The 20,172-nt window shown below is 74.1% G+C and carries 18 protein-coding genes; 12 read left to right on the top strand and 6 right to left on the bottom strand.

The genetic code is table 11. From position 1 onward, the window contains the following. Positions 1-122 precede the first annotated feature (122 nt). Positions 123-338, bottom strand: a complete 216-nt coding sequence (locus V2S66_RS06555) for a recombinase family protein (protein ID WP_330793588.1) — start codon at positions 336-338, stop codon at positions 123-125. 22 nt (positions 339-360) lie between these two features. On the opposite strand from V2S66_RS06555, the gene V2S66_RS06550 reads away from it, so the two are divergent. Further along, complete coding sequence (locus V2S66_RS06550; RefSeq protein WP_330793525.1) at positions 361-1,491, top strand: glycosyltransferase family 4 protein; 1,131 nt, start codon at positions 361-363, stop codon at positions 1,489-1,491. 57 nt (positions 1,492-1,548) lie between these two features. On the opposite strand, the gene V2S66_RS06545 is transcribed toward V2S66_RS06550, so the two are convergent. Further along, positions 1,549-3,345 (bottom strand): AMP-dependent synthetase/ligase, encoded by a 1,797-nt coding sequence (locus tag V2S66_RS06545; RefSeq protein WP_330793524.1) that lies wholly within the window; start codon positions 3,343-3,345, stop codon positions 1,549-1,551. A 216-nt stretch (positions 3,346-3,561) separates the two neighbouring features. On the opposite strand from V2S66_RS06545, the gene V2S66_RS06540 reads away from it, so the two are divergent. The 6 genes from V2S66_RS06540 (at position 3,562) to V2S66_RS06515 (ending at position 8,709) form a co-directional block, all read left to right on the top strand. Then, on the top strand, positions 3,562-4,323 hold the full coding sequence (locus V2S66_RS06540; RefSeq protein ID WP_330793523.1) for a metallophosphoesterase family protein: 762 nt from the start codon (positions 3,562-3,564) through the stop codon (positions 4,321-4,323). Positions 4,324-4,414: 91 nt separating this feature from the next. Continuing rightward, positions 4,415-4,912, top strand: coding sequence for an SRPBCC family protein (locus V2S66_RS06535; RefSeq protein WP_330793522.1), 498 nt, complete (start codon positions 4,415-4,417; stop codon positions 4,910-4,912). 162 nt (positions 4,913-5,074) lie between these two features. Next, positions 5,075-6,394, top strand: coding sequence for an ArsA family ATPase (locus V2S66_RS06530; RefSeq protein WP_330793521.1), 1,320 nt, complete (start codon positions 5,075-5,077; stop codon positions 6,392-6,394). A gap of 91 nt (positions 6,395-6,485) precedes the next feature. Continuing rightward, positions 6,486-6,914, top strand: coding sequence for a DUF5304 family protein (locus V2S66_RS06525; RefSeq protein ID WP_330793520.1), 429 nt, complete (start codon positions 6,486-6,488; stop codon positions 6,912-6,914). Positions 6,915-6,968: 54 nt separating this feature from the next. Further along, positions 6,969-7,910, top strand: coding sequence for an ROK family glucokinase (locus V2S66_RS06520; RefSeq protein ID WP_330793519.1), 942 nt, complete (start codon positions 6,969-6,971; stop codon positions 7,908-7,910). A gap of 55 nt (positions 7,911-7,965) precedes the next feature. Then, positions 7,966-8,709, top strand: a complete 744-nt coding sequence (locus tag V2S66_RS06515; protein ID WP_330793518.1) for an endonuclease/exonuclease/phosphatase family protein — start codon at positions 7,966-7,968, stop codon at positions 8,707-8,709. Positions 8,710-8,759: 50 nt separating this feature from the next. Here the strand turns inward: V2S66_RS06515 and V2S66_RS06510 are convergent, their stop codons facing one another. Further along, positions 8,760-9,272, bottom strand: a complete 513-nt coding sequence (locus tag V2S66_RS06510; RefSeq protein WP_330793517.1) for a hypothetical protein — start codon at positions 9,270-9,272, stop codon at positions 8,760-8,762. After that, positions 9,265-10,083, bottom strand: coding sequence for an alpha/beta hydrolase (locus tag V2S66_RS06505; RefSeq protein WP_330793516.1), 819 nt, complete (start codon positions 10,081-10,083; stop codon positions 9,265-9,267). Before V2S66_RS06505 ends, V2S66_RS06510 begins: the two co-directional genes overlap by 8 nt. 134 nt (positions 10,084-10,217) lie before the next feature. Between V2S66_RS06505 and V2S66_RS06500 the strand changes: the two genes are divergently transcribed. The 5 genes from V2S66_RS06500 (at position 10,218) to V2S66_RS06480 (ending at position 15,013) form a co-directional block, all read left to right on the top strand. After that, entirely contained in the window at positions 10,218-10,919 is a 702-nt protein-coding gene (locus V2S66_RS06500; RefSeq protein ID WP_330793515.1) for a lysophospholipid acyltransferase family protein, read from the top strand. Between the two features lie 292 nt (positions 10,920-11,211). Continuing rightward, on the top strand, positions 11,212-12,423 hold the full coding sequence (gene macS, locus V2S66_RS06495; protein ID WP_330793514.1) for a MacS family sensor histidine kinase: 1,212 nt from the start codon (positions 11,212-11,214) through the stop codon (positions 12,421-12,423). Beyond that, entirely contained in the window at positions 12,420-13,145 is a 726-nt protein-coding gene (locus V2S66_RS06490) for a response regulator transcription factor (protein WP_330793513.1), read from the top strand. The genes macS and V2S66_RS06490 overlap by 4 nt, the downstream gene beginning before the upstream one ends. Before the next feature lie 69 nt (positions 13,146-13,214). Next, entirely contained in the window at positions 13,215-14,243 is a 1,029-nt protein-coding gene (locus tag V2S66_RS06485) for a 6-phosphofructokinase (protein WP_330793512.1), read from the top strand. Between the two features lie 128 nt (positions 14,244-14,371). Continuing rightward, positions 14,372-15,013, top strand: coding sequence for a uridine kinase family protein (locus V2S66_RS06480; RefSeq protein WP_330793511.1), 642 nt, complete (start codon positions 14,372-14,374; stop codon positions 15,011-15,013). Between the two features lie 51 nt (positions 15,014-15,064). Here V2S66_RS06480 and V2S66_RS06475 read toward each other — a convergent pair whose 3' ends face one another. Together V2S66_RS06475 and V2S66_RS06470 are read right to left on the bottom strand one after the other, a co-directional pair. Continuing rightward, positions 15,065-17,032: an anthranilate synthase family protein gene (locus V2S66_RS06475; protein WP_330793510.1), complete on the bottom strand. Its 1,968-nt coding sequence runs from the start codon at positions 17,030-17,032 to the stop codon at positions 15,065-15,067. A 228-nt stretch (positions 17,033-17,260) separates the two neighbouring features. Further along, a complete protein-coding gene (locus tag V2S66_RS06470) occupies positions 17,261-20,107 on the bottom strand; it encodes an N-acetylmuramoyl-L-alanine amidase (RefSeq protein ID WP_330793509.1) in 2,847 nt (948 codons plus the stop codon). Positions 20,108-20,172 lie beyond the last annotated feature (65 nt).

The raw sequence follows: 20,172 nt of genomic DNA, 5'->3' as shown, positions 1-20,172 counted from the left end.
CTGAGCTGAGCTGTTGGGCGATTACCCGCAACGATGTGACCGGACCACCCCTGTTCCTGGACGGCTGGGGGTCCGGCTGGCAATCCGCGAGCGGACCCCGGTGCCGACGGTACTCGGGACGCTCACCCTTCCCCGCGCACCGCGGCCAGAAGCTGTTGCCACTGGGGGCGCGGCGCTCCTGAATACGCGCTCACATCGTCGTCCGGATAGACTCCGACGACGTCCCAGCCGTCGCGGACGCACAACGTCCGGCAGTCTCTCGTCCCGGCGGCCACGTCCAACCCGGCGCCGCCGCGATCCCGACTGATCCGGCAGTAGATTGCTGCTCGCCTCCTCATAGTCACATAGGTACATCCTGCTGTGGACAAGACCCTGATCGTCACCAATGACTTCCCGCCGCGGCCCGGCGGCATCCAGTCCTTCGTGCACAGCATGGCGCTGCGGCTGGACCCGGGGCAGGTGGTGGTCTACTGCTCGACGTGGAAGGACGCCGCCGAGGTCGAGCGGTTCGACGCGGAGCAGCCGTTCCCGGTGGTCCGGGACCGGACCGGGATGCTGCTGCCGACCCCGCGGGTGACCCGCACGGCGGCCGGGCTGCTGCGCGAACACGGCTGCTCCTCGGTGTGGTTCGGCGCGGCCGCGCCGCTCGGCCTGATGGCCCCGGCGCTGCGCAGGGCCGGCGCGCGGCGGCTGGTCGGCACCACCCACGGACACGAGGCCGGCTGGGCGCAGCTGCCCGTCAGCCGCCGGCTGCTGCGCAGGATCGGCGAGGGCACCGACACGCTCACCTATCTCGGCGAGTACACCCGTTCGCGGATCGCCGCCGCGCTCACCCCGGAGGCGGCCGGGCGGATGGTGCAACTGCCGCCGGGCGTCGACGAGAAGACCTTCCACGCCGGGTCGGGCGGGGAGGCGGTGCGGGCCGCGCTGGGGCTCGCCGACCGGCCGGTGGTGGTGTGCGTCTCGCGGCTGGTGCCGCGCAAGGGCCAGGACACGCTGATCCTCGCCATGCCGCGCATCCTGCGCGAAGTGCCGGACGCCGCGCTGCTGATCGTCGGCGACGGACCGTACCGCGGTGACCTGGAGCGGCTCGCCGAACGCACCGGGGTGGCCGCGGCGGTCCGGTTCACCGGCGCGGTGCCGTGGAGCGAACTGCCCCCGCACTTCGGCGCCGGCGACGTCTTCGCGATGCCCTGCCGCACCCGCCGCGGCGGACTCGACGTCGAGGGCCTGGGGATCGTCTACCTGGAGGCGTCGGCGACGGGCCTGCCCGTGGTGGCCGGGGACTCCGGCGGCGCGCCCGACGCGGTGCTCGACGGCGAGACCGGCTGGGTCGTCCCCGGCGGCTCACCCGAGCAGGCCGCTGAGCGCATCCTCATCCTGCTCCGCGACCCCGACCTGCGCGCCCGGATGGGCCGTCGCGGCCGCGAGTGGGTCGAGGAGGCGTGGCGCTGGGACCTGCTGGCGGCCCGGCTGCGCTCGCTGCTCTGAGCCCCGGTTCTGAGCCCCGGCGCTGGGCCGCTGCGCCGAGGCCCCGGCGCGGCCGCGCTACTTCGCGTACAGCCCCTCGATCTCGGCGGCGAAGTCCACCGTCACCACATTGCGCTTGAGCTTCAGCGACGGCGTCACGTGGCCGGACGCCTCGGTGAACTGGGTCGGCAGGATGCGGAACCTGCGCACCGACTCCGCCTGGGAGACCGCCGCGTTGCCCTCGTCCACGGCGCGCTGGACGGCGGCCAGCAGATCGGGGTCGGCGGCCAGTTCCGCCGTGGTGCGGCCGGTCTTGCCGTGCTGCTCCGCCCAGTGCGGCAGGAACTCCTCGTCGAGCGTGATCAGCGCGGCGACGAAGGGACGCGCCTCGCCGACGACCATGCACTCGGCGACGAGGGCGTCCGCCCGGATGCGGTCCTCGATCACCGCGGGCGCGACGTTCTTGCCGCCGGCCGTCACGATGATCTCCTTCTTGCGGCCGGTGATGGACAGGTAGCCGTCCTCGTCCAGCGCGCCGAGGTCGCCGGTGTGGAACCAGCCGTCGGCCATCGCCTCGGCGGTGGCCGGCTCGTTGTTCCAGTAGCCGGAGAACAGGTGCTCGCCGTAGAGCAGCACCTCGCCGTCGTCGGCGATCCGCACCGTGGAGCCGGGCAGCGGCTGGCCGACGGTGCCGATCTTCGTACGGTCCCAGGGGTTGAAGGCGGTGGCCGCGCACGACTCGGTGAGGCCGTAGCCCTCCAGGACGGTGAAGCCGATGCCGCGGTAGAAGTGGCCGAGCCGGTCGCCGAGCGGCGCGCCGCCGGAGATCGCGTGGGTGGCCCTGCCGCCCAGCACCGCGCGGAGCTTGGCGTAGACGAGCCGGTCGAAGACCTTGTGGGAGAGCCTGAGCTTCAGCGAGGGCCCGGCCGGGGTGTCCAGCGCGCGGCTGTACTCGATCGCGGTCGTGGCGGCCCGGTCGAAGATCCGGCCCTTGCCGCCCGCCTGGGCGGTGGCGCGGGCGGAGTTGTAGACCTTCTCGAAGACCCGCGGCACGCCGAGGATCAGGGTGGGGCGGAAGCCCTGGAGGTCGTCGGTGAGGTTCTTGATGTCGGGCACGTGGCCGAGCCGGATCGGCGCCATCACGCTGGCCACCTCGACGAGCCGGCCGAACACGTGGGCGAGCGGCAGGAAGAGCAGCACCGAGGAGTGGCCGGTGCGGAAGAGCGGGGCGAGCCGCTCCACCACGTTGCCGCACTCGGCGAAGAAGGCACGGTGGCTGAGCACGCAGCCCTTCGGGCGGCCGGTGGTGCCCGAGGTGTAGACGATGGTGGCGGGGGAGTCGGCGGTGGCCGAGCCGGCCCGCTCGTCGGCGACGGCGTCGGAGACGTCGGTGCCCGCCGCGGTGAGCGCGTCGACGGCGCCCGCGTCGATCCGCCACACGTGCTTGAGCTGCGGCAGCCGCTCCCGTACGGACTCCACGAGGCCCTCGTGCGCCCCGGACTCCACGACCAGCGCGACCGCGCCGGAGTCGCCGAGGATCCACTCGACCTGCGAGGCCGAGGACGTCTCGTACACCGGCACGGTGACCGCGCCGGCGCTCCAGACCGCGAAGTCGAGCAGCGTCCACTCGTAGCGGGTCCTGGACATCAGGGCGACCCGGTCGCCGGGCTGCACGCCGGAGGCGATCAGCCCCTTCGCGGCGGCCCGCACCTCGGTCAGGAACGCCGCCGCGGTGACGTCCTGCCAGGTCCCCGTCGCGTCCTTGCGGCCGAGTACGGCGGTGTCCGGGTGCTGTGCGGCGTTGCGGCGGACGAGATCCGTCAGATTGCCGTCCGCGGGGACCTCGTACAGGGCCGGAAGGCTGAACTCACGCAAGGCGACTGCTCCTCATCGGTGCCACGGCGCACCCGGAGGGAAGTGGGACGGCCTGGACGTTACCCATCGGTAAAGCTCCGGCGATAGAGGGGCAGTACAGATGTTTTAAGCATCACACACCGAGGGCGGGGGGTGGCACCGCTCGCCGAACCCTAGACCAGCGGCCGCCGCCGGCGCAGGCGGCCCCTGACTATGTGCCCGCTATAGGGTGACGCCATGCGGGTGCATGTGGTGAGCGACGTCCACGGCGCGGTAGAGGCGCTCTCCCGGGCGGGCGACGGCGCGGACGCGGTGGTCTGCCTCGGCGACCTGATCCTCTTCCTGGACTACGCCGACCACTCGCGCGGCATCTTCCCGGACCTGTTCGGGGCCGAGAACGCGGACCGGATGGTCGAACTGCGCACCGCCCGCCGCTTCGAGGAGGCCCACGAGCTGGACCGCAGCCTGTGGGCCGGGCTGGACCGCCGCGCCGTCATCGAGCGGGCGGTGCGCAAGCAGTACGCCGAGCTGTTCGCCGCCTTTCCCACCCCCACCTACGCCACGTACGGCAACGTCGACATCCCCGCGCTCTGGCCGGAGTACGCCGGGCCCGGCACCACCGTGCTGGACGGCGCCACCGCGGAGATCGGCGGCCGCGTCTTCGGCTTCGTCGGCGGCGGCCTGCGCACCGCGATGCGCACCCCGTACGAGATCGACGAGGGGGAGTACGCCGCGAAGGTCGCCGCCCTCGGCCGGGTCGACGTGCTCTGCTCGCACATCCCGCCCGCGCTGCCCGAACTCTGCTACGACACCACCGCGCGGCGCTTCGAGCGCGGCAGCGAGGCGCTGCTCGAGGCCATCCGCTCGACGCAGCCGCGGTACGCGCTGTTCGGCCACGTCCACCAGCCGCTGCTGCGGCGCACCCGGATCGGCCGCACCGAGTGCGTCAACGTCGGCCACTTCAACCACACCCGCACCCCGTGGGCGATGGAGTGGTGACCGGGCCGTCGGTCCGGCGCGGCCGGGCGCGATAGCCTTCGACAGGGCTGGCGTCCGGCAGCCGGCAGCACGTTTCAGGAGGACCACGGCCATGGCGGAACACACGAGGTCGAGCATCACGATCGAAGCGGCCCCGGCCGCGGTCATGGGCGTCATCGCCGACTTCGGCCGCTACCCGGAGTGGACCGGCGAGGTGAAGGAGGCCGAGGTGCTCGCCACCGACGCCGCCGGGCGCGCCGAGCAGGTCAGGCTGCTGCTGGACGCGGGCGCGATCAAGGACGACCACACCCTCGCCTACCGCTGGATCGGCGACAGCGAGGTGCAGTGGTCGCTGGTGAAGTCCCAGATGCTGCGTACCCTCGACGGCTCCTACGCGCTCGCGCCGCTCGACGGCGGACGGGCGACCGAGGTCACCTACCAGCTCACCGTCGACGTGAAGATCCCGATGCTCGGGATGATCAAGCGCAAGGCCGAGAAGGTCATCATCGACCGGGCGCTGGCCGGGCTGAAGAAGCGGGTGGAGACGGCGCCGGAGGCCGGCGCCACCGGTGAGGGGACCGGGGCCGGCGCGTCCGGCGAACCGGCCTGACCGGTGGCCGCCGACACGCCCGTACCGGACGGACGCCCGCGCACGCCTGAGGCGTCGCCGCCGGGATCGTCGCGGCCCGCAACCCGGCAGCCCGCAGCGCGGCAGCCGGCGCCCCAGCAGCACGCAGCGCAGCACCCCGCACCGTCGAAAGCGGTACCGCCGATGCCCGTCCGCACCCTGCTCGTCACCGGCGCGGGCGGCGCCGGCCGCACCACCGTCGCCGCCGCGGTCGCGCTGGCCGCCGCCCGCGACGGCGACCGCACCCTGCTGCTGACCCGCGACGCCGACGCGGCCGCCCACCTGCTGCCCGCCGCCGCGGGCGCGGCCGGCGGCACCATGGCCGACGGGCTGCCGCGCCCCGCACCGGTCGACGGGGTGGACGGCGTCGACGGCCTGTACGTGGCCGTCGTCGACACCGCCGCCTCCTTCCGCTCCGGCGCGCTGGACGTCCAGGACCGGATCGGCAGCCTGCTCTCGCTGCTCGGCGCGGCCCCGCTCGACCCCGAGGAGCTGACCGAGCTGCCCGGCGCGGACGCGCTCGCGCTGCTGCGGGTGCTGCGGCAGGCGGGCGCGCTCGGCGCGGACTCGGCCTGGGACCTCGTCGTGGTCGACCTGCCGCCGGTGCGCGAGGCCGTCGCCCTGCTCGCGCTGCCCGAGCAGCTGCGCCGCTACCTGGGCCGGCTGCTGCCCGCCGACCGGCAGGCGGCGCGGGCGCTGCGGCCGGTGCTCGCGCAGCTCGCCGGGGTGCCGATGCCCGCGGAGTGGGCGTACGAGGCGGCCGCCCGCGCGGACCGCGAACTGGCCGCCGTGCAGGCCGTGATCGACGCGCGCGGGACCTCCGTCGCGGTGGTCGTCGAGCCGGGCCCCGCCGCCCTGCGCACGCTGCGCACCGCGCGCACCGGGCTCGCCCTCTACGGCCACCGGCCGGCCGGCGTGGTGGCGAACCGGGTGCTGCCCGCCGGGTCCGCCGACCCCTTCCTCGCCGGGCTGTCCGGACAGCAGCAGGAACACCTGAAGGAACTCGCCGACGCCTGCGCGGCGGACGGCGCGGAGCTGCGCGAGACCCCGCACCTGGGCCGGGCGCCGCACACCCCGCGCGATCTGCTCCGGCTGCTGGACCCGGCCGGCCCCGCCGGCGGCGGACCGGTCGAGCTGGGCCGGCCGATCGGGGTGGGCGGGCCGATCGGGGTGGGCGGGCCGTCCGCGGGCGCGGCGGCCGAGCCGCGCCCCGACCCGTGGACGGTGCAGGACCGGCTCGCCGACGAGGGCCAGTTCGTCTGGACGCTGCCGCTGCCCGGCGCCACCCGCGAGGGGCTCGACCTGGTCAGGCGGGGCGACGAACTGGTCGTCGACGCGGGCGGCTTCCGGCGGATCGTGCCGCTGCCGTCGGCGCTGCGCCGCTGCACGGTCGCCGGGGCGGCGCTGCGCGACGACGCGCTGCAGGTGCGGTTCACCCCCGATCCCGGGCTGTGGCCGCGCTGAGCCCGGCTGCCACCGCGGGAGTTCGGGTACCGTCGAAGGGAAGCCGAGGCAGCAGCGGCGAACACCCCGAGCGCCCCGTTTGGAGCCGATCATGAGCGAAGCCACGGACCGACCCGCCGACGAGGGCGCGGAGCGTCCCCACGCGGACGCGTGGGCCAAGGCCAGCGCGGAGGACATCGCGGCCGAGCACGCCCGCAGGCGGGCCGAGGGCGGACCGGACACGGGCAGCGCGGCGGAGGAGCTGCGCCGGCTCGCCGACGCGGTCGGCGCCGCGGTGACCGACCGGCTGGGCACCCTCGGCAACCCCGCGGTGCAGATGGCCGCGCAGGGCGTCCTCTCCCAGGTGCGTTCTGTTGTCGAACCCATCGTGGAGCGCAACCCCGACGTCTTCGACCACCTCGCGGCCGCGGGAGCCGAACTCCTGGCGGCTTACCGGTCCGCGGTGGCCGGAGCAGAGGGCCGCTGGACGGCCGGCGGAGGTTCCTCGCGTTCAACCGCTGAACACATCGACCTCGACTGACCCTCCCTCCGGTACGGTTCTCTTAGCGGGGAACGACCGAAAACTGAGGGACACATGGGACTCACCATCGGCGTCGACATCGGCGGCACCAAGATCGCGGCCGGAGTGGTCGACGAGGAAGGCTCGATTCTCGAGACTGTCAAGGTGCCGACTCCGTCGACTCCCGAAGGCGTCGTGGACGCGATCGTCGAGTCGGTTCGCCAGGTCAGCACCGGTCACCAGATCGAGGCCGTCGGCATCGGCGCCGCCGGTTACGTCGACGACAAGCGCGCCACCGTCCTCTTCGCGCCGAACATCAACTGGCGGCACGAGGCGCTCAAGGACAAGGTCGAGCAGCGCGTGGGCCTGCCCGTGGTGGTGGAGAACGACGCCAACGCGGCGGCCTGGGGCGAGTACCGCTTCGGCGCGGGACAGGGCCACTCCGATGTGATCTGCATCACGCTCGGGACGGGTCTGGGCGGCGGCATCATCATCGGCAACAAGCTCCGCCGCGGGCGCTTCGGCGTCGCCGCCGAGTTCGGCCACATCCGGGTCGTCCCGGACGGCCTGCTCTGCGGCTGCGGCAGCCAGGGCTGCTGGGAGCAGTACGCCTCGGGCCGCGCCCTGGTGCGCTACGCCAAGCAGCGCGCCGCCGCCACCCCGGAGAACGCCGCCGCGCTGCTGGCGCTCGGCGACGGCACCCCGGAGGGCGTCGAGGGCCGGCACGTGAGCGCGGCCGCCCGGCAGGGCGACCCGGTCGCGATCGACTCCTTCCGCGAGCTGGCCCGCTGGGCCGGCGCCGGACTCGCCGACCTCGCCTCGCTCTTCGACCCGTCCGCGTTCATCGTCGGCGGCGGCGTCTCCGACGAGGGGGAGCTGGTCCTCGACCCGATCCGCAAGTCGTTCCGGCGCTGGCTGATCGGCGGCGAGTGGCGGCCGCACGCCCAGGTGCTCGCCGCGCAGCTCGGCGGCAAGGCCGGACTGGTCGGCGCGGCGGACCTGGCCCGCCAGGGCTGACCCGCCGCCCGCGGAGAGGCGCCCGCGGAGAGACACCTGAGGAGAAGCACGCGCAGTGGAGGATCTGCCGAGTTCCACGACCGAGCCAGGGGGCTCGGCGGTCGTCCGCGTGCTCAGCTACAACGTCCGCTCCCTGCGGGACGACACGGCGGCGCTGGCCCGGGTGATCCGAGCCTGCGCCCCCGACCTCGTCCTGATCCAGGAGGCCCCGCGGTTCTTCCGCTGGCGCAAGGCCGCGGCGCGCCTCGCCGAGGCCACCGGGCTGTACTACGTGACCGGCGGCGCGACGGCCACCGGCCCGATGATCCTCAGCTCCCTGCGCGCGGACGTGGAACGCACCGAGGACCTGCTCATGCCGCACACCCCCGGGCTGCACCGGCGCGGCTTCGCGACCGCCGTGCTGCGCTTCGGCGGGGCGCGGCTGGCCGCGGTCTCCACCCATCTCAGCCTCAGCCCGGCCGAGCGCCGCGCCCAGGCCGGCCTGGTGCTGGAGCGGGTGGCCGCGATGGGGGAGCCGCACGTCGTCCTCGGCGGCGACTTCAACGAGCCCCCCGAGCGGCCCGGCTTCTCCCGGATCGCCGCCGCCCTGCACGACGGTCACGCCACGGCGCCGTGGGGCGGCGCGATCACCAACCAGCGCGCGCCGTTCCAGCGGATCGACGCGATCTTCACCACCGACGGCATCGAGGTGCTCGGCTGCGGGGTGCCCTCCGCGCTCCCCGGCGTCACCGACGCCGACCTGCACGCGGCCACCGACCACATGCCGGTGCTGGCCGCGCTGCGCGTCCCGCCGGCCTGACGGCCTCCCGGGCGCCGCGGCCGCGGGCGCGGCCCGCGCCGTCGGGGCGGTCAGACGACGGCGCCGCCGCCGGGCAGGTCGTCGTCGTCCTCACCGGTGCGCATCCGGGCGACCAGGGTGGCGAAGCCGCCGAGGAACCCGCCCACGCCCAGCAGGATCGCCCACCAGGTCAGGTCGAGCTGGAGGAGCACGAACGCCAGCAGCAGCAGCGGCCCGCCGAGCACCGCCAGCCAGGCGAACTTGGTCGTGACGTCGGCCTCCGGCAGCGGCGGCGGCTCGGGCGGCACGAAGTGCGCCTCGTCCTCGTCCTCCACCAGCTCGAAGTCCCGCGGCCCGGTGATCACCGGGTGGATCACGATGCTGCGGTTCGGCGGCGGCGGGGGAGGAGGCGCCGGAGCCGGCGGCGGGGCGGCGGCCGGCGGGTCCGGGACGTTCTCCGCCTCGGGCCAGGCCGCGGCCGTGCCGGGCTCGGGCTCCGCGTCGTACCCCGCCACCAGCGCCGCCCACGCCGCGTCCTCGTCCAGCGGCGCGGCGCCCTCTTCCTCGCGGTCGGCGTCAGCCACCTGCCGCCCCCTCCTCGGCCGCGTCCGCGACCGCCGCGGCAGCGGCGCCGGCCGGGCCCGCGGGGCCCGCGGACAGCCGCCGCACGAACTCGTAGGACTCCTCGAAGATCTGCCCGGCGTCGTGGTCGAGCGTCGCCACGTGGTAGCTGCGCTCCAGCACCCGCTCGGTGACGTCCAGCGAGGACACCCTGCCGAGCAGCAGCGCCGAGTTCGACGGGTGCACCACGTGGTCGACCCTGCTGTGCAGGAGCAGCAGCGGCTGCGTCACCTGCGGCAGCGCGGGCCGCACCGTGCGCCACAGCCTGGTCAGCTCGTACACCCCCTGCAGCGGCGTCCGCTCGTAGCCCAGCTCGCGGCTGCCCTCCAGCGCGATGTCGCTGGCGATGCCGGCCACCGACGGCACCACGTGGCGCAGCAGCGGGACGGCCTTCAGCTGCACGCTGTCGGCCTTCACCGACGGGTTGACCAGCACCAGGCCGCTGATCGCGGCGCCGTGCCGCTGGGCCAGCCGCAGCGCCAGCGTGCCGCCCATCGACAGGCCGCCGACGAACACCCGGGAGCACTGGGCGGACAGCCGCACCAGCTCGCGGTCGACCTCCGCGTACCAGTCCTGCCATCCTGTGACCCGCATGTCCTGCCAGCGCGTGCCGTGTCCGGGCAGCAGCGGCACCGACACCGTCAGGCCGCGCTCCGCCAGGTACTCGCCCCAGGGCCGCAGCGACTGCGGGCTCCCGGTGAATCCGTGGCAGAGCAGGACGCCGGTCTCGCCGCCTTCATGGCGGTACGGTTCGGCTCCGGACATGAGCGGCACCGGGGTCTCCTGTCGAGGCAGCAGGACGCAGAACGCGTTCGGGTAGTTCAGCGTACGCGGACGGCGTCCACACCGGTAAGCCCCACCGGGCCGCAGGGGCGTTAAGGTCATTGCGTCGGAAACTGGAGGCACGTTTGTTCTACGGCGCGATGAAGATCGTGATTGGCCACCCCATCAAGGCAGCCTTCCGCCCGTGGGTCGAGGGGTTGGAGAACATCCCCAAGGAGGGTCCCGCGATCCTGGCGAGCAATCACCTGTCCTTCTCCGACTCCTTCTTCCTTCCTGCGGTCCTCGACCGCAAGGTGACCTTCATCGCCAAGGCGGAGTACTTCACCTCGCCCGGCATCAAGGGGAAGCTCACCGCCGCGTTCTTCAAGGGCGTCGGGCAGTTGCCGGTGGACCGCTCGGGCGCGCGCGGCGCGGGGCAGGCGGCGGTCAAGGACGGCCTCGCCGTGCTGGAGCGCGGCGAGCTCTTCGGGATCTATCCCGAGGGCACCCGCTCACCCGACGGCCGGCTGTACCGGGGCAAGCCCGGCGGCCTCGCCCGGGTCGCGCTCGCCTCCGGCGCTCCGGTGATCCCGGTCGCGATGATCGACACCGAGAAGGTGCAGCCGGTGGGGCAGGTCATGCCGAAGTTCAGTGTGCGGCCGGGGATCAGGATCGGCCGGCCGCTGGACTTCAGCCGGTACCACGGCATGGAGTCCGACCGCTTCATCCTGCGGTCGGTCACCGACGAGGTCATGTACGAGATCATGAAGCTGTCGGGGCAGGAGTACGTCGACATCTACGCGACGGCCGCGAAGCGGCAGATCGCCGAGGCCGCGGAGCGGGCGTAGCCCGCGCTTCTCCCCGTCCGGGGGGCTGCGCTCCGGGTTCTCGCCGTGGGGCGCGCGCCCCTGGCGGCCGGCTTTCCGCCGGTGGCGGGTGGTCCGCGCCGTTCGGCCGCGGCCGGCGGCCGGCTTCCTGCCGGTGGTGGGCTGGTCGCGCCGTTCCCCGGGCCCCTGAGGGGGTGGGCCGCGTCGTCGGTGCGCCGCAGCGCCCAGGAGTGCGGGGTGGGGGCGGCCTCGGCCGTCTCCGGGGGAGGCCGCGCCGGCAGGCGCTACGGTGGCGCGGAGGAAGGGGGGCCGGATGGCCATGCGGATGTCCGTCGAGCAGCCGCTGTGGCGCGCGCTGACCGCCTACCGCGTGCTGACCCTCGGGTACGCGGTCGCCCTCTACGCGCACGCGTACGGCTCGCTGCGCCACCCGCTGCCCGGCGGCTGCTACATGGCCCTGCTCTCGGTGTGGACCCTCGGCACGATCGGCCGGGTGCGCGGCGCCGAGCGGTGCACCAGGCCGTTCCTGGCGGTGGACCTGACGATGGCGGTCGGCGGCATCCTGCTCACCGGCTGGGTGGACACCGCGGGCCGGATCGAGTCGGGCGCCTTCACCCTGCCGTCGATATGGACGGCCGGCGCGGTCCTCGCGTACGCCCTGAAGGGCGGCTGGCGCTGGGCCGCTGTGGCGTCCACGGCGGTGGCCGCCGCCGACCTCGCGGAGCGCGGCACGCCGAGCCGCGACACCGTGCACAACGTGGTGCTGGTCTGGGTGGCGGGCGTCGCCATCGGCTACGTCGTGGAGGTGGCCCGCGCCAGCGAGCGGACGCTGGCCCGCGCGCTGCAGATCGAGGCCGCCACCCGCGAACGCGAACGGCTCGCCCGCGACATCCACGACGGCGTGCTGCAGGTGCTCGCCATGGTGCAGCGCCGCGGCAACGCGGCCGGCGGCCGCGCCGCCGAGCTGGGCCGGCTGGCCGGCGACCAGGAGGCCGCGCTGCGCGCGCTGATCTCCGGCGCCCCGCCGGCCGGCGCCGCGCGCGGCGAACCGGCGGCGCGCGGCCCGCGGGACCTGCGCGCGCTGCTCGCGCCGCACGCCGCCTCCGCGCGGGTCACGCTGTCCGCGCCGGGCACGCCGGTGCTGCTCGACCCGGAGCCCGCCGCCGAGCTGGCCGCGGCGGTCGGCGCGGCGCTGGACAACGTGCGGCGGCACGCCGGCGAGCAGGCGCGGGCGTGGATCCTGGTGGAGGACGAGGCGGACGCGGTGCTGGTGACCGTGCGGGACGACGGTCCGGGCATCCCCGAGGGCCGGCTGGCGGCCGCCGCGGACGAGGGCCGGCTGGGCGTCGCCCAGTCCATCCGCGGCCGGCTGCGCGACCTCGGCGGCAGCGCGGACCTGGTGTCGGTGCCCGGACAGGGCACCGAGGTGGAACTGCGGCTGCCCAGGGGCGCCCTGGGTGTGCGGGAGGGCGGCGCGGACGTCGCGCCCGCCCTGGGCGAGACGAACGGGAGAAGCGCGAGATGACGGTCGGAACCGCAGGCGACGGCGGCCAGGAACCCGCGGTGACGGTGATGGTCGTCGACGACCACCCGATGTGGCGCGACGCGGTCGCCCGGGACCTGTCCGAGGCGGGCTTCCACGTGGTGGCCAGTGCGGGCGACGGCCCCGAGGCGGTGCGCAGGGTCCGCGCAGCCCGCCCCCAGGTGCTGGTGCTCGACCTCAACCTGCCCGGCGCGTCCGGGGTGCAGGTCTGCAAGGAGGTCGTCGCGCAGGACCCGGCGATCCGGGTGCTGGTGCTGTCCGCGAGCGGCGAGCACGCCGACGTACTGGAAGCGGTCAAGTCCGGCGCGACCGGGTACCTGCTGAAGTCCGCGGCCCGCGAGGAGCTGGTGGACGCGGTGCGCAGGACCGCGGCGGGCGACCCGGTGTTCACTCCGGGCCTGGCCGGGCTGGTGCTGGGGGAGTACCGCAGGCTGGCCGGCGAGCCCGCGCCGGCCGCCGCCGCGGACGGCCCGGCGGCGCCCCGGCTGACCGACCGGGAGACCGAGGTGCTGCGGCTGGTCGCCAAGGGCCTGAGCTACAAGCAGATCGCCCAGCGGCTGGTCATCTCGCACCGCACGGTGCAGAACCACGTGCAGAACACCCTCGGAAAGCTCCAGCTGCACAACCGCGTCGAGCTTGTCCGATACGCGATCGAGCGCGGCCTTGACAGGGCGGCCGCGGCTGACGGGGACGGCGACATGTGACCCAAGTCACGCTAGCTTGGCGGAGGTTGCACATCCGGCACAGCTGGCTTGCGACGAAGGGAAGAGTCCATGCGGGTCGGAGTCCTGACCGGCGGCGGCGACTGCCCCGGTCTGAACGCGGTCATCCGCGCCATCGTCCGTAAAGGCGTCCAGGAGTACGGCTTCGAGTTCACCGGCTTCCGTGACGGCTGGCGCGGCCCCCTGGAGGGGGACACCGTGCCGCTCGGCATCCCGGCCGTCCGCGGCATCCTGCCCCGCGGCGGCACCATCCTCGGCTCCTCGCGCACCAACCCGCTCAAGGTCGACGGCGGCGTCCGCCGGGTCAAGGCGAACCTCGCCGAGCGAGACGTCGACGCGCTGATCGTGATCGGCGGCGAGGACACCCTCGGCGTGGCCGCGACGCTCTCCGCGGAGCACGGCGTGCCGTGCGTCGGCGTCCCCAAGACCATCGACAACGACCTGTCGGCCACCGACTACACCTTCGGCTTCGACACGGCCGTGAACATCGCCACCGAGGCCATCGACCGCCTGCACACCACCGCGGAGTCCCACATGCGGGTGCTGGTGGTGGAGGTGATGGGCCGGCACGCCGGCTGGATCGCCCTGCACTCCGGCCTGGCCGGCGGCGCCAACGTGATCCTCATACCGGAGCAGCGCTTCGACCTCGCCCAGGTGTGCGCGTGGGTGGAGAGCCGCTTCAAGATCCGGTACGCGCCGATCGTGGTGGTCGCCGAGGGCGCGATGCCGCTCGACGGCGACCTGGTGCTCAAGGACGGCACCCTCGACTCCTTCGGCCACGTACGGCTGTCGGGCATCGGGGAGTGGCTGGCGAAGCAGATCGAGGACCGAACCGGGAAGGAGGCCAGGACGACCGTTCTCGGCCATGTGCAGCGCGGCGGCACGCCCAGCGCCTTCGACCGCTGGCTGGCCACCCGCTTCGGGCTGCACGCCATCGACGCGGTGCGCGACGGCGACTTCGGGAAGATGGTCGCGCTGCGCGGCACCGAGATCGTCCGGGTGCCGATCGGCGACGCCACGGTCTCCATCAAGACCGTCGACCCCCGTCTCTACGCCGAAGCGGGGGTCTTCTTCGGGTAGCCGGAAAACGCCGTTCCCACGACGTGACGTACGGCGCTTGCCGTAGCTGATCTCCCCGCCCTACCATCCGTGCACCCGGCTTGTCCGGCCGCTTCGTTTTTCCTTGAGCACCTGAAGGAGCGCCCGGTATGGCGCGTGTTGTGGCAGGGCACGCTGTGCCCGTCCTCGCGGTCGCAGGCGGCACCGCGTCAGGCAAGTCGACCCTTGCCGACGCGCTGGCGCGGCACCACCCGGAGACCGTGGGTCTCCTGCATCTCGACGACTTCTACGTGCCCGCGCACGATCCCCGGCGCGGCGTGCGCACCCTCAGCGCCACCGGCGCCGAGACGCTCGACTGGAACCATCCCGGGTCCATCGACGAGACCGCGGTCGCCGAGGCGGTCGACGCGATGGCCGCCGGCGGCCACCGGCTGGTCGTCGTCGAGGGGCTGTTCGCGCTGACCCTCGCCGCGGTGGCCCACCGGGCCACCTGGCGGGTCTACGTGGACACGCCCGACGACATCCGGCTGGCCCGCAAGCTCCTGCGCAAGATCGAGATCCTCGGGCAGGACCCGCGGATCTCCCTGCTGAACTACCTGGCCAGCGGGAGGGAGCGGCACGCCGCCCATGTCGCGCCCTCCCGCGCCCGCGCCGACCTGGTGGTGGACGGCACCGCGGACGAGTACACGATGATCGCCGAGGTGCTCACCCTGATCGGCCCGGTGCTCGCCGAACCGGTCACGCTGGCCGACCACCCGGTGCACGCCGGCCAGTTCGGCGAGACGGCGTGACCGGGTGACGGCGTGACCGGGTGACGGCCGGACCGCCCTGCGGCCGGAGCACTAGTGCGGCGCCGTCGTGCGCAGCGCCCGCGCCGCCTCCGCGACCAGCGCGGCGCCGTCCAGGCTCAGCACGGACTCCGGATGGAACTGGAAGCCCTGGAAGCCGGGCCCGCGCAGCGCGTGGACGTCGCCGCTCACCGGGTCGCGGCTCAACTCGACCCGGTGCATCGCCAGCTCCTCGGCGGTCGCGTCGTCGCAGCGCGCGGTGAAGGAGTTGTAGAAGCCGACCGTCTCGCGGCGGCCGAAGAAGTCGACGGACAGCTGGGCGCCCTGGTACGGCTCGTCCTTGCGGACCAGGTCGAGGCCCAGCTCGGCGGCGATCAGCTCGTGGCCGAGGCAGACCCCGAGCAGGCCGTGGCGGTGGCCCGTCACCAGGTCGGCGGCCAGCGCCCGCAGGAAGCGCATCTTGGGGTCCGCGGTGTCCGACGGGTCGCCGGGCCCCGGGCCGAGCACCACCAGGCCGGGGTGGCTCGTCGCGGCCTCCCGCAGCCCCGGCTCGTCGTATCGGCGCACGGTCACCGCCAGCCCGCAGGAGCGCAGCACGTGCGCGAGCATCGCGGTGAAGGTGTCCTCGCCGTCCACCACCAGCGCGTGCCCGGCGCCTGGAGCCGCCGCCTGCGGGACCGCGTCCGCGCCGCCGACCCCCTCCGCGGGCGAGGTCTGCATCCGCAGCCAGAAGGGCGCCAGGCCGGCCCGCCGGGCGTCCAGGGCGGCCCGCACCCGGATGTCGTCCGCGAGCCGTGGCCGCGGCCCTGCGCCGGGCGCCCGCGGCGGCGCCGGGCGCACCCCGAGCGCGGTCAGCACGCCGGCCGCCTTCGCGTGGGTCTCGGCGACCTCCGAGCGCGGGTCGGAGTGGCGCACCAGCGTCGCCCCGACCGGCACCTTCAGCTCGCCGTCCGGCGAGATGTCGGCGGTGCGGATGAGGATCGGCGAGTCGAGGGTCTGGGCGCCGCCGGCGTCGCGGCCGATCAGCGCCAGCGCGCCGGCGTAGTAGCCGCGGCCGCCGGCCTCGTACCGCTCGATCACCCGGCAGGCGTTCTGCACCGGTGAGCCGGTGACGGTCGCGGCGAACAGCGTCTCGCGCAGCACGTCCCGTACGTCGAGGGCGCTGCGGCCGCGCAGCTCGTACTCGGTGTGCGCGAGGTGGGCCATCTCCTTGAGCCGGGGGCCGACCACGACGCCGCCGAGCGAGCAGATGGCGGACATCATCTTCAGCTCCTCGTCGACCACCATGGTCAGCTCCTCGACCTCCTTCGGGTCGTGCAGGAAGGCCAGCAGGCCCTCCGTGGTGGGGCCCTGCCCGGGGTAGCGGTAGGTGCCGCTGATCGGGTTCATCACCACCGTCCCGCCGGACATCCGCACATGGACCTCCGGGCTCGCACCGACCAGGGTCCGCTCCGGGGTGTGCACCACGTACGTCCAGTAGGCGCCGCGCTCGCCGCGCAGCAGCCGGGCGAAGAGCGCCAGCGCGGCCCGCGGGCCGTAACCGGGCACGGTGCCGCGGAAGGTCCGGCGGATCACGAAGTTGGCGCCCTCGCCGCGGCCGATCTCGTCCTCGACGACGCGTCCGACGGTGTCCGCGTACGCCTCGTCGGAGACGTCGAAGGCGCCGCCCTCGACCCGCACCTCGTCCTGCGGCAGCGCCGCGAGCAGGTCGGCCAGCGGGAGTGCGCAGGACTCCTGCGGCCGCAGCACGGTCAGCGGAGTGCCGTCGTCGCGGACGTCGAAGCCGCGCTCGCGGATCTGCCGGAAGGGCACCAGCGCCAGCACGTCCACGGCGGCGTCGCCGCCCGCCGGGGCGCCGGTCGGCAGCGGGATGTCGGCGAGCCGCGCGGCGTGCTCGACCGGGCCGAGCAGCACCTCCACGACCGCGTCGGGGCGGCCGGGGGTGGTGCGGTGCAGCAGGGCGAACGGCGGGCAGCCGGGGGCGAGCAGGCGCCGTACGAGCTGTGCGGGAGTGGGGTTCACGGCGGTGGTCCTTCCGTCGGGAGCGGGAAGGGGCGGCCGGGGTGTGAGAACGCCGAAGGCCGCCCCTGGGGGCGGCCTTCGCGAGGTGCGTGGATACGCGCGGGTCAGCGGGCCGCCGGAGGAGCGGTCCACCACCAGTTCTGGTGCGGGGTCTGGTCGGCCGGAAGGGCCGGCAGCGCGATCATGCCGCCGACCCTACCGCAATCGCCGCTCAGCCGAACAGGTCGCTCAGCTGAAGAGGTTGTACTGGTTCCAGCCGGACCCTATGGCCGTGCGCGCCCCGTAGGGAGCGGTCGCGCTGCCGGTGCCCGGGTGCACGTAGAGCGTGCCGCCGGAGTCGCGGGCCAGGATGTCCGGCCTGCCGTCGCCGGTGATGTCGCCCGCGCCGATGATCTTGGTGTAGGACTGCCAGCCGGTGCCGGCCTTGGTGCGGGCCAGGTAGGGCGCGGCGGGGTTGCCGGTGCCGCGGTAGAGCCACAGCGTGCCCGAGGAGTCCCGGGCCAGCAGGTCCGCGCGGCCGTCCCCGGTCAGGTCGCCGGGGCTGACCAGCGCGTTGTACTGGCTCCAGCCGGTGCCGATCTTGGTGCGCGCGCTCAGGTGCGCCGAGGTGCCGGCGCCGGGGTGGTAGTACAGCGCGCCGGTGGAGTCGCGGGCCAGCAGGTCGGGCCTGCCGTCGCCGTTGAGGTCGCCGCCGCCCAGCAGCAGGTTGTACTGGTTCCAGCCGGTGCCGACCTTGGTGCGTCCGGTGAACGGCTTGTTTATGGTGCCCGAGCCCGTGTAGTACCAGAGCGTGCCGGTCGCGTCGCGGCCCACCATGTCACCGGTGCCGTTGCCGCGGAGCACCGACATCCGGGTCACCTGGTTGTAGGTGTTCCAGCCGGGACCCACCCGGAAGCGGGACAGGAACGGTGTCGCGCTCCTGCCCGAGCCCTGGTACTGCCACAGGGTGCCGGACGCGTCGCGCACCATCAGGTCGTTGCGGGTCGCGCCCAGGTCGGGCGCGGCGCTGGTGACGAGCTGCACGTCCGAGGCCGCCACCCAGGCGATCCGGTGGTTGAACTGGATCGGGTAGTACTGCACGGTGCCGGGGACCAGCGTGCGGTCGTTCGGCTTCGTGCCCGCGTAGGTGCCCGCGAAGTAGTAGTCGCCGGCCGCCTCGGGCCCGGCCGTCGCGTACGCCTGGCCCGCGGCCAGCGTGTTGTACTTCGACAGCTTCTGGATGTTCGGGACCTGCACCGCCACGCCCTTGGGCGCGTAGGCCGCGTCCTCCGGGTACGCCCGGCCGTAGACCTGGATGGTGGACGCGCCGGCCTTGGGCGTGACCACCTGCTGCCCGGTGGTGCCGACCGGGGCCGTCCACTGGCCGCCGGGGTTGTAGAACCACAGCTTCTTGCCGGCGTACCAGATCGCCGTCCAGTCGTTGCCCGAGGTGCCGGCCACCACGTACTCGCTGCCGGCCACCGCCTTGTCCGCCCAGTTGGCGCCGTCGCTCCACAGCGGGCTGCCCAGGTACGGGTCGGTGTTCCTGGTCCCGGAGGTGGAGGCCGAGGCGTAGAGGTAGACGAAGTTCGCCGGGTGCGCGGCGAAGGCCGCGCCGCCGTTGGTCAGCGTCGGCTGGTTGGCGGTGGTGAACGGCGGCACGATCCTGACCAGCTGCCCGGTCTTGAGCACGCCGCCCGCGCCCTGGTCACCCTGCGGGACGCCCAGCAGCGACATGTAGTGGTTCCAGTCCCAGAAGGGTCCCGGGTCCCAGTGCTGGGAGGCGACCAGGCTGTCGGTGACGCCCGGCACCTCGTCGTGGCCGAGGATGTGCTGCCGGTCCACCGGCACGTGGAACTTGGCGGCGAGGTACTTCACCAGCGTCGCGGAGGTGTCGTACTCCTGCTCGGTGTACCAGGAGCCCGCCTTCATCGCGTAGCCCTCGTGCTCCACGCCGATGGAGTGCATGTTGACGGTCTTGTTCGCCGCGTGCCACGCCTCGTCCTTGTTCTGGACCATCTGCGTGACGCGGCCGTCGTCGGCGACCAGGTAGTGGGCGCTGGCGTACACCGTCGAGTTCTGGAACTCCTGGATGGACCCCTCGTAGGTGCCCTCCATGTCGTGGATGACGATGTAGCGGATGTCCTCGGTGCCGGCCGACGGCGGCCCGGCGACCCGGCTCGCCGGGTTGTAGTTGCCGAAGTCGTCGTCGGTCGCCGGGGTGCTGTTCCGCTTGAACGCGGCGGGCACCCAGGCGCAGCTCAGCGTCGACGGGCAGTCCGCGGCGACGGCGGCGGTGCCGGCGTCCGCGGGCTTGACCGTCAGCGCCTTCTTCCCGACCTTGACCGGGTGCACCGACGGGTCCGCGGCGAGCACGACCTGCTGGCCGTCGTCGGTGACCCGGCTCTCGCCGGTGTCGATCGAGGTGAAGACGCGCTGCGCGAACCGGTCGGCCGCGCCCGCGTCGGGCGACTGGCTGTACCGGGCGACCGCCGGGTACCAGCGGCCGGCGTCCGCGGGCAGCGAGCCATACGCCTCCTTCTCCCACTGCGCGAGCAGAGCGGCGGCCCCCCGGACGCTCTGCCTGCTGTCGGTGCGCAGCTCCCCGGTGGACGCGCCGATCAGCTTCGCCGCGTCGTCCAGGGTGTGCAGCCGCGGGTCGGCGGGGTTCACCCGCGCCGGGTCTGACTTCAGTGCGCGGGCGGCGTCGAAGTGGCGGGAGACCGCCGGGTCGCCGCTGAGGTTCATCTCCGACAGCCGCTCGGCGTCGGTCGGCTGCTCCAGGTCCTGCGCGCGGACCTGGGTGAGCCCCATCACGTTGTAGTTGCCGGTGGTGCTGGGCTGCCCGGCGTGTGCGTCCCACCGGGTCTGGCGGTAGGAGACCGCCATCAGGACGCTCTGCGGGACCTTGAACTCCTGCGCGGCGGAGGCGAAGTCGGCCTGCAGCGCGGACGGACCCGTCGCCTTGGCGTCGTCGCCGCCGTCGGACGGCGAGGCGATGGCGAGCGTGCCGTAGGTGGCCAGCGTGGCCAGCACGGCGGCGCCCGCTCCGTACGCGATGAGGGACTTGCGTCTGCGATGCCTGCTGCGTGACACGGCTGAGACCCCGGCTTTCCGGTACGCCCGGGAGCGCACCCTCCCCTGGCGACCCCTCGGACGGT

Source organism: Actinacidiphila polyblastidii (assembly GCF_036353415.1).
Taxonomy (GTDB): Bacteria; Actinomycetota; Actinomycetes; order Streptomycetales; family Streptomycetaceae; genus Actinacidiphila; species Actinacidiphila polyblastidii.
Note: the sequence above shows the minus strand (reverse complement) of the source record. Positions and strands in the feature narration are given on the sequence as shown.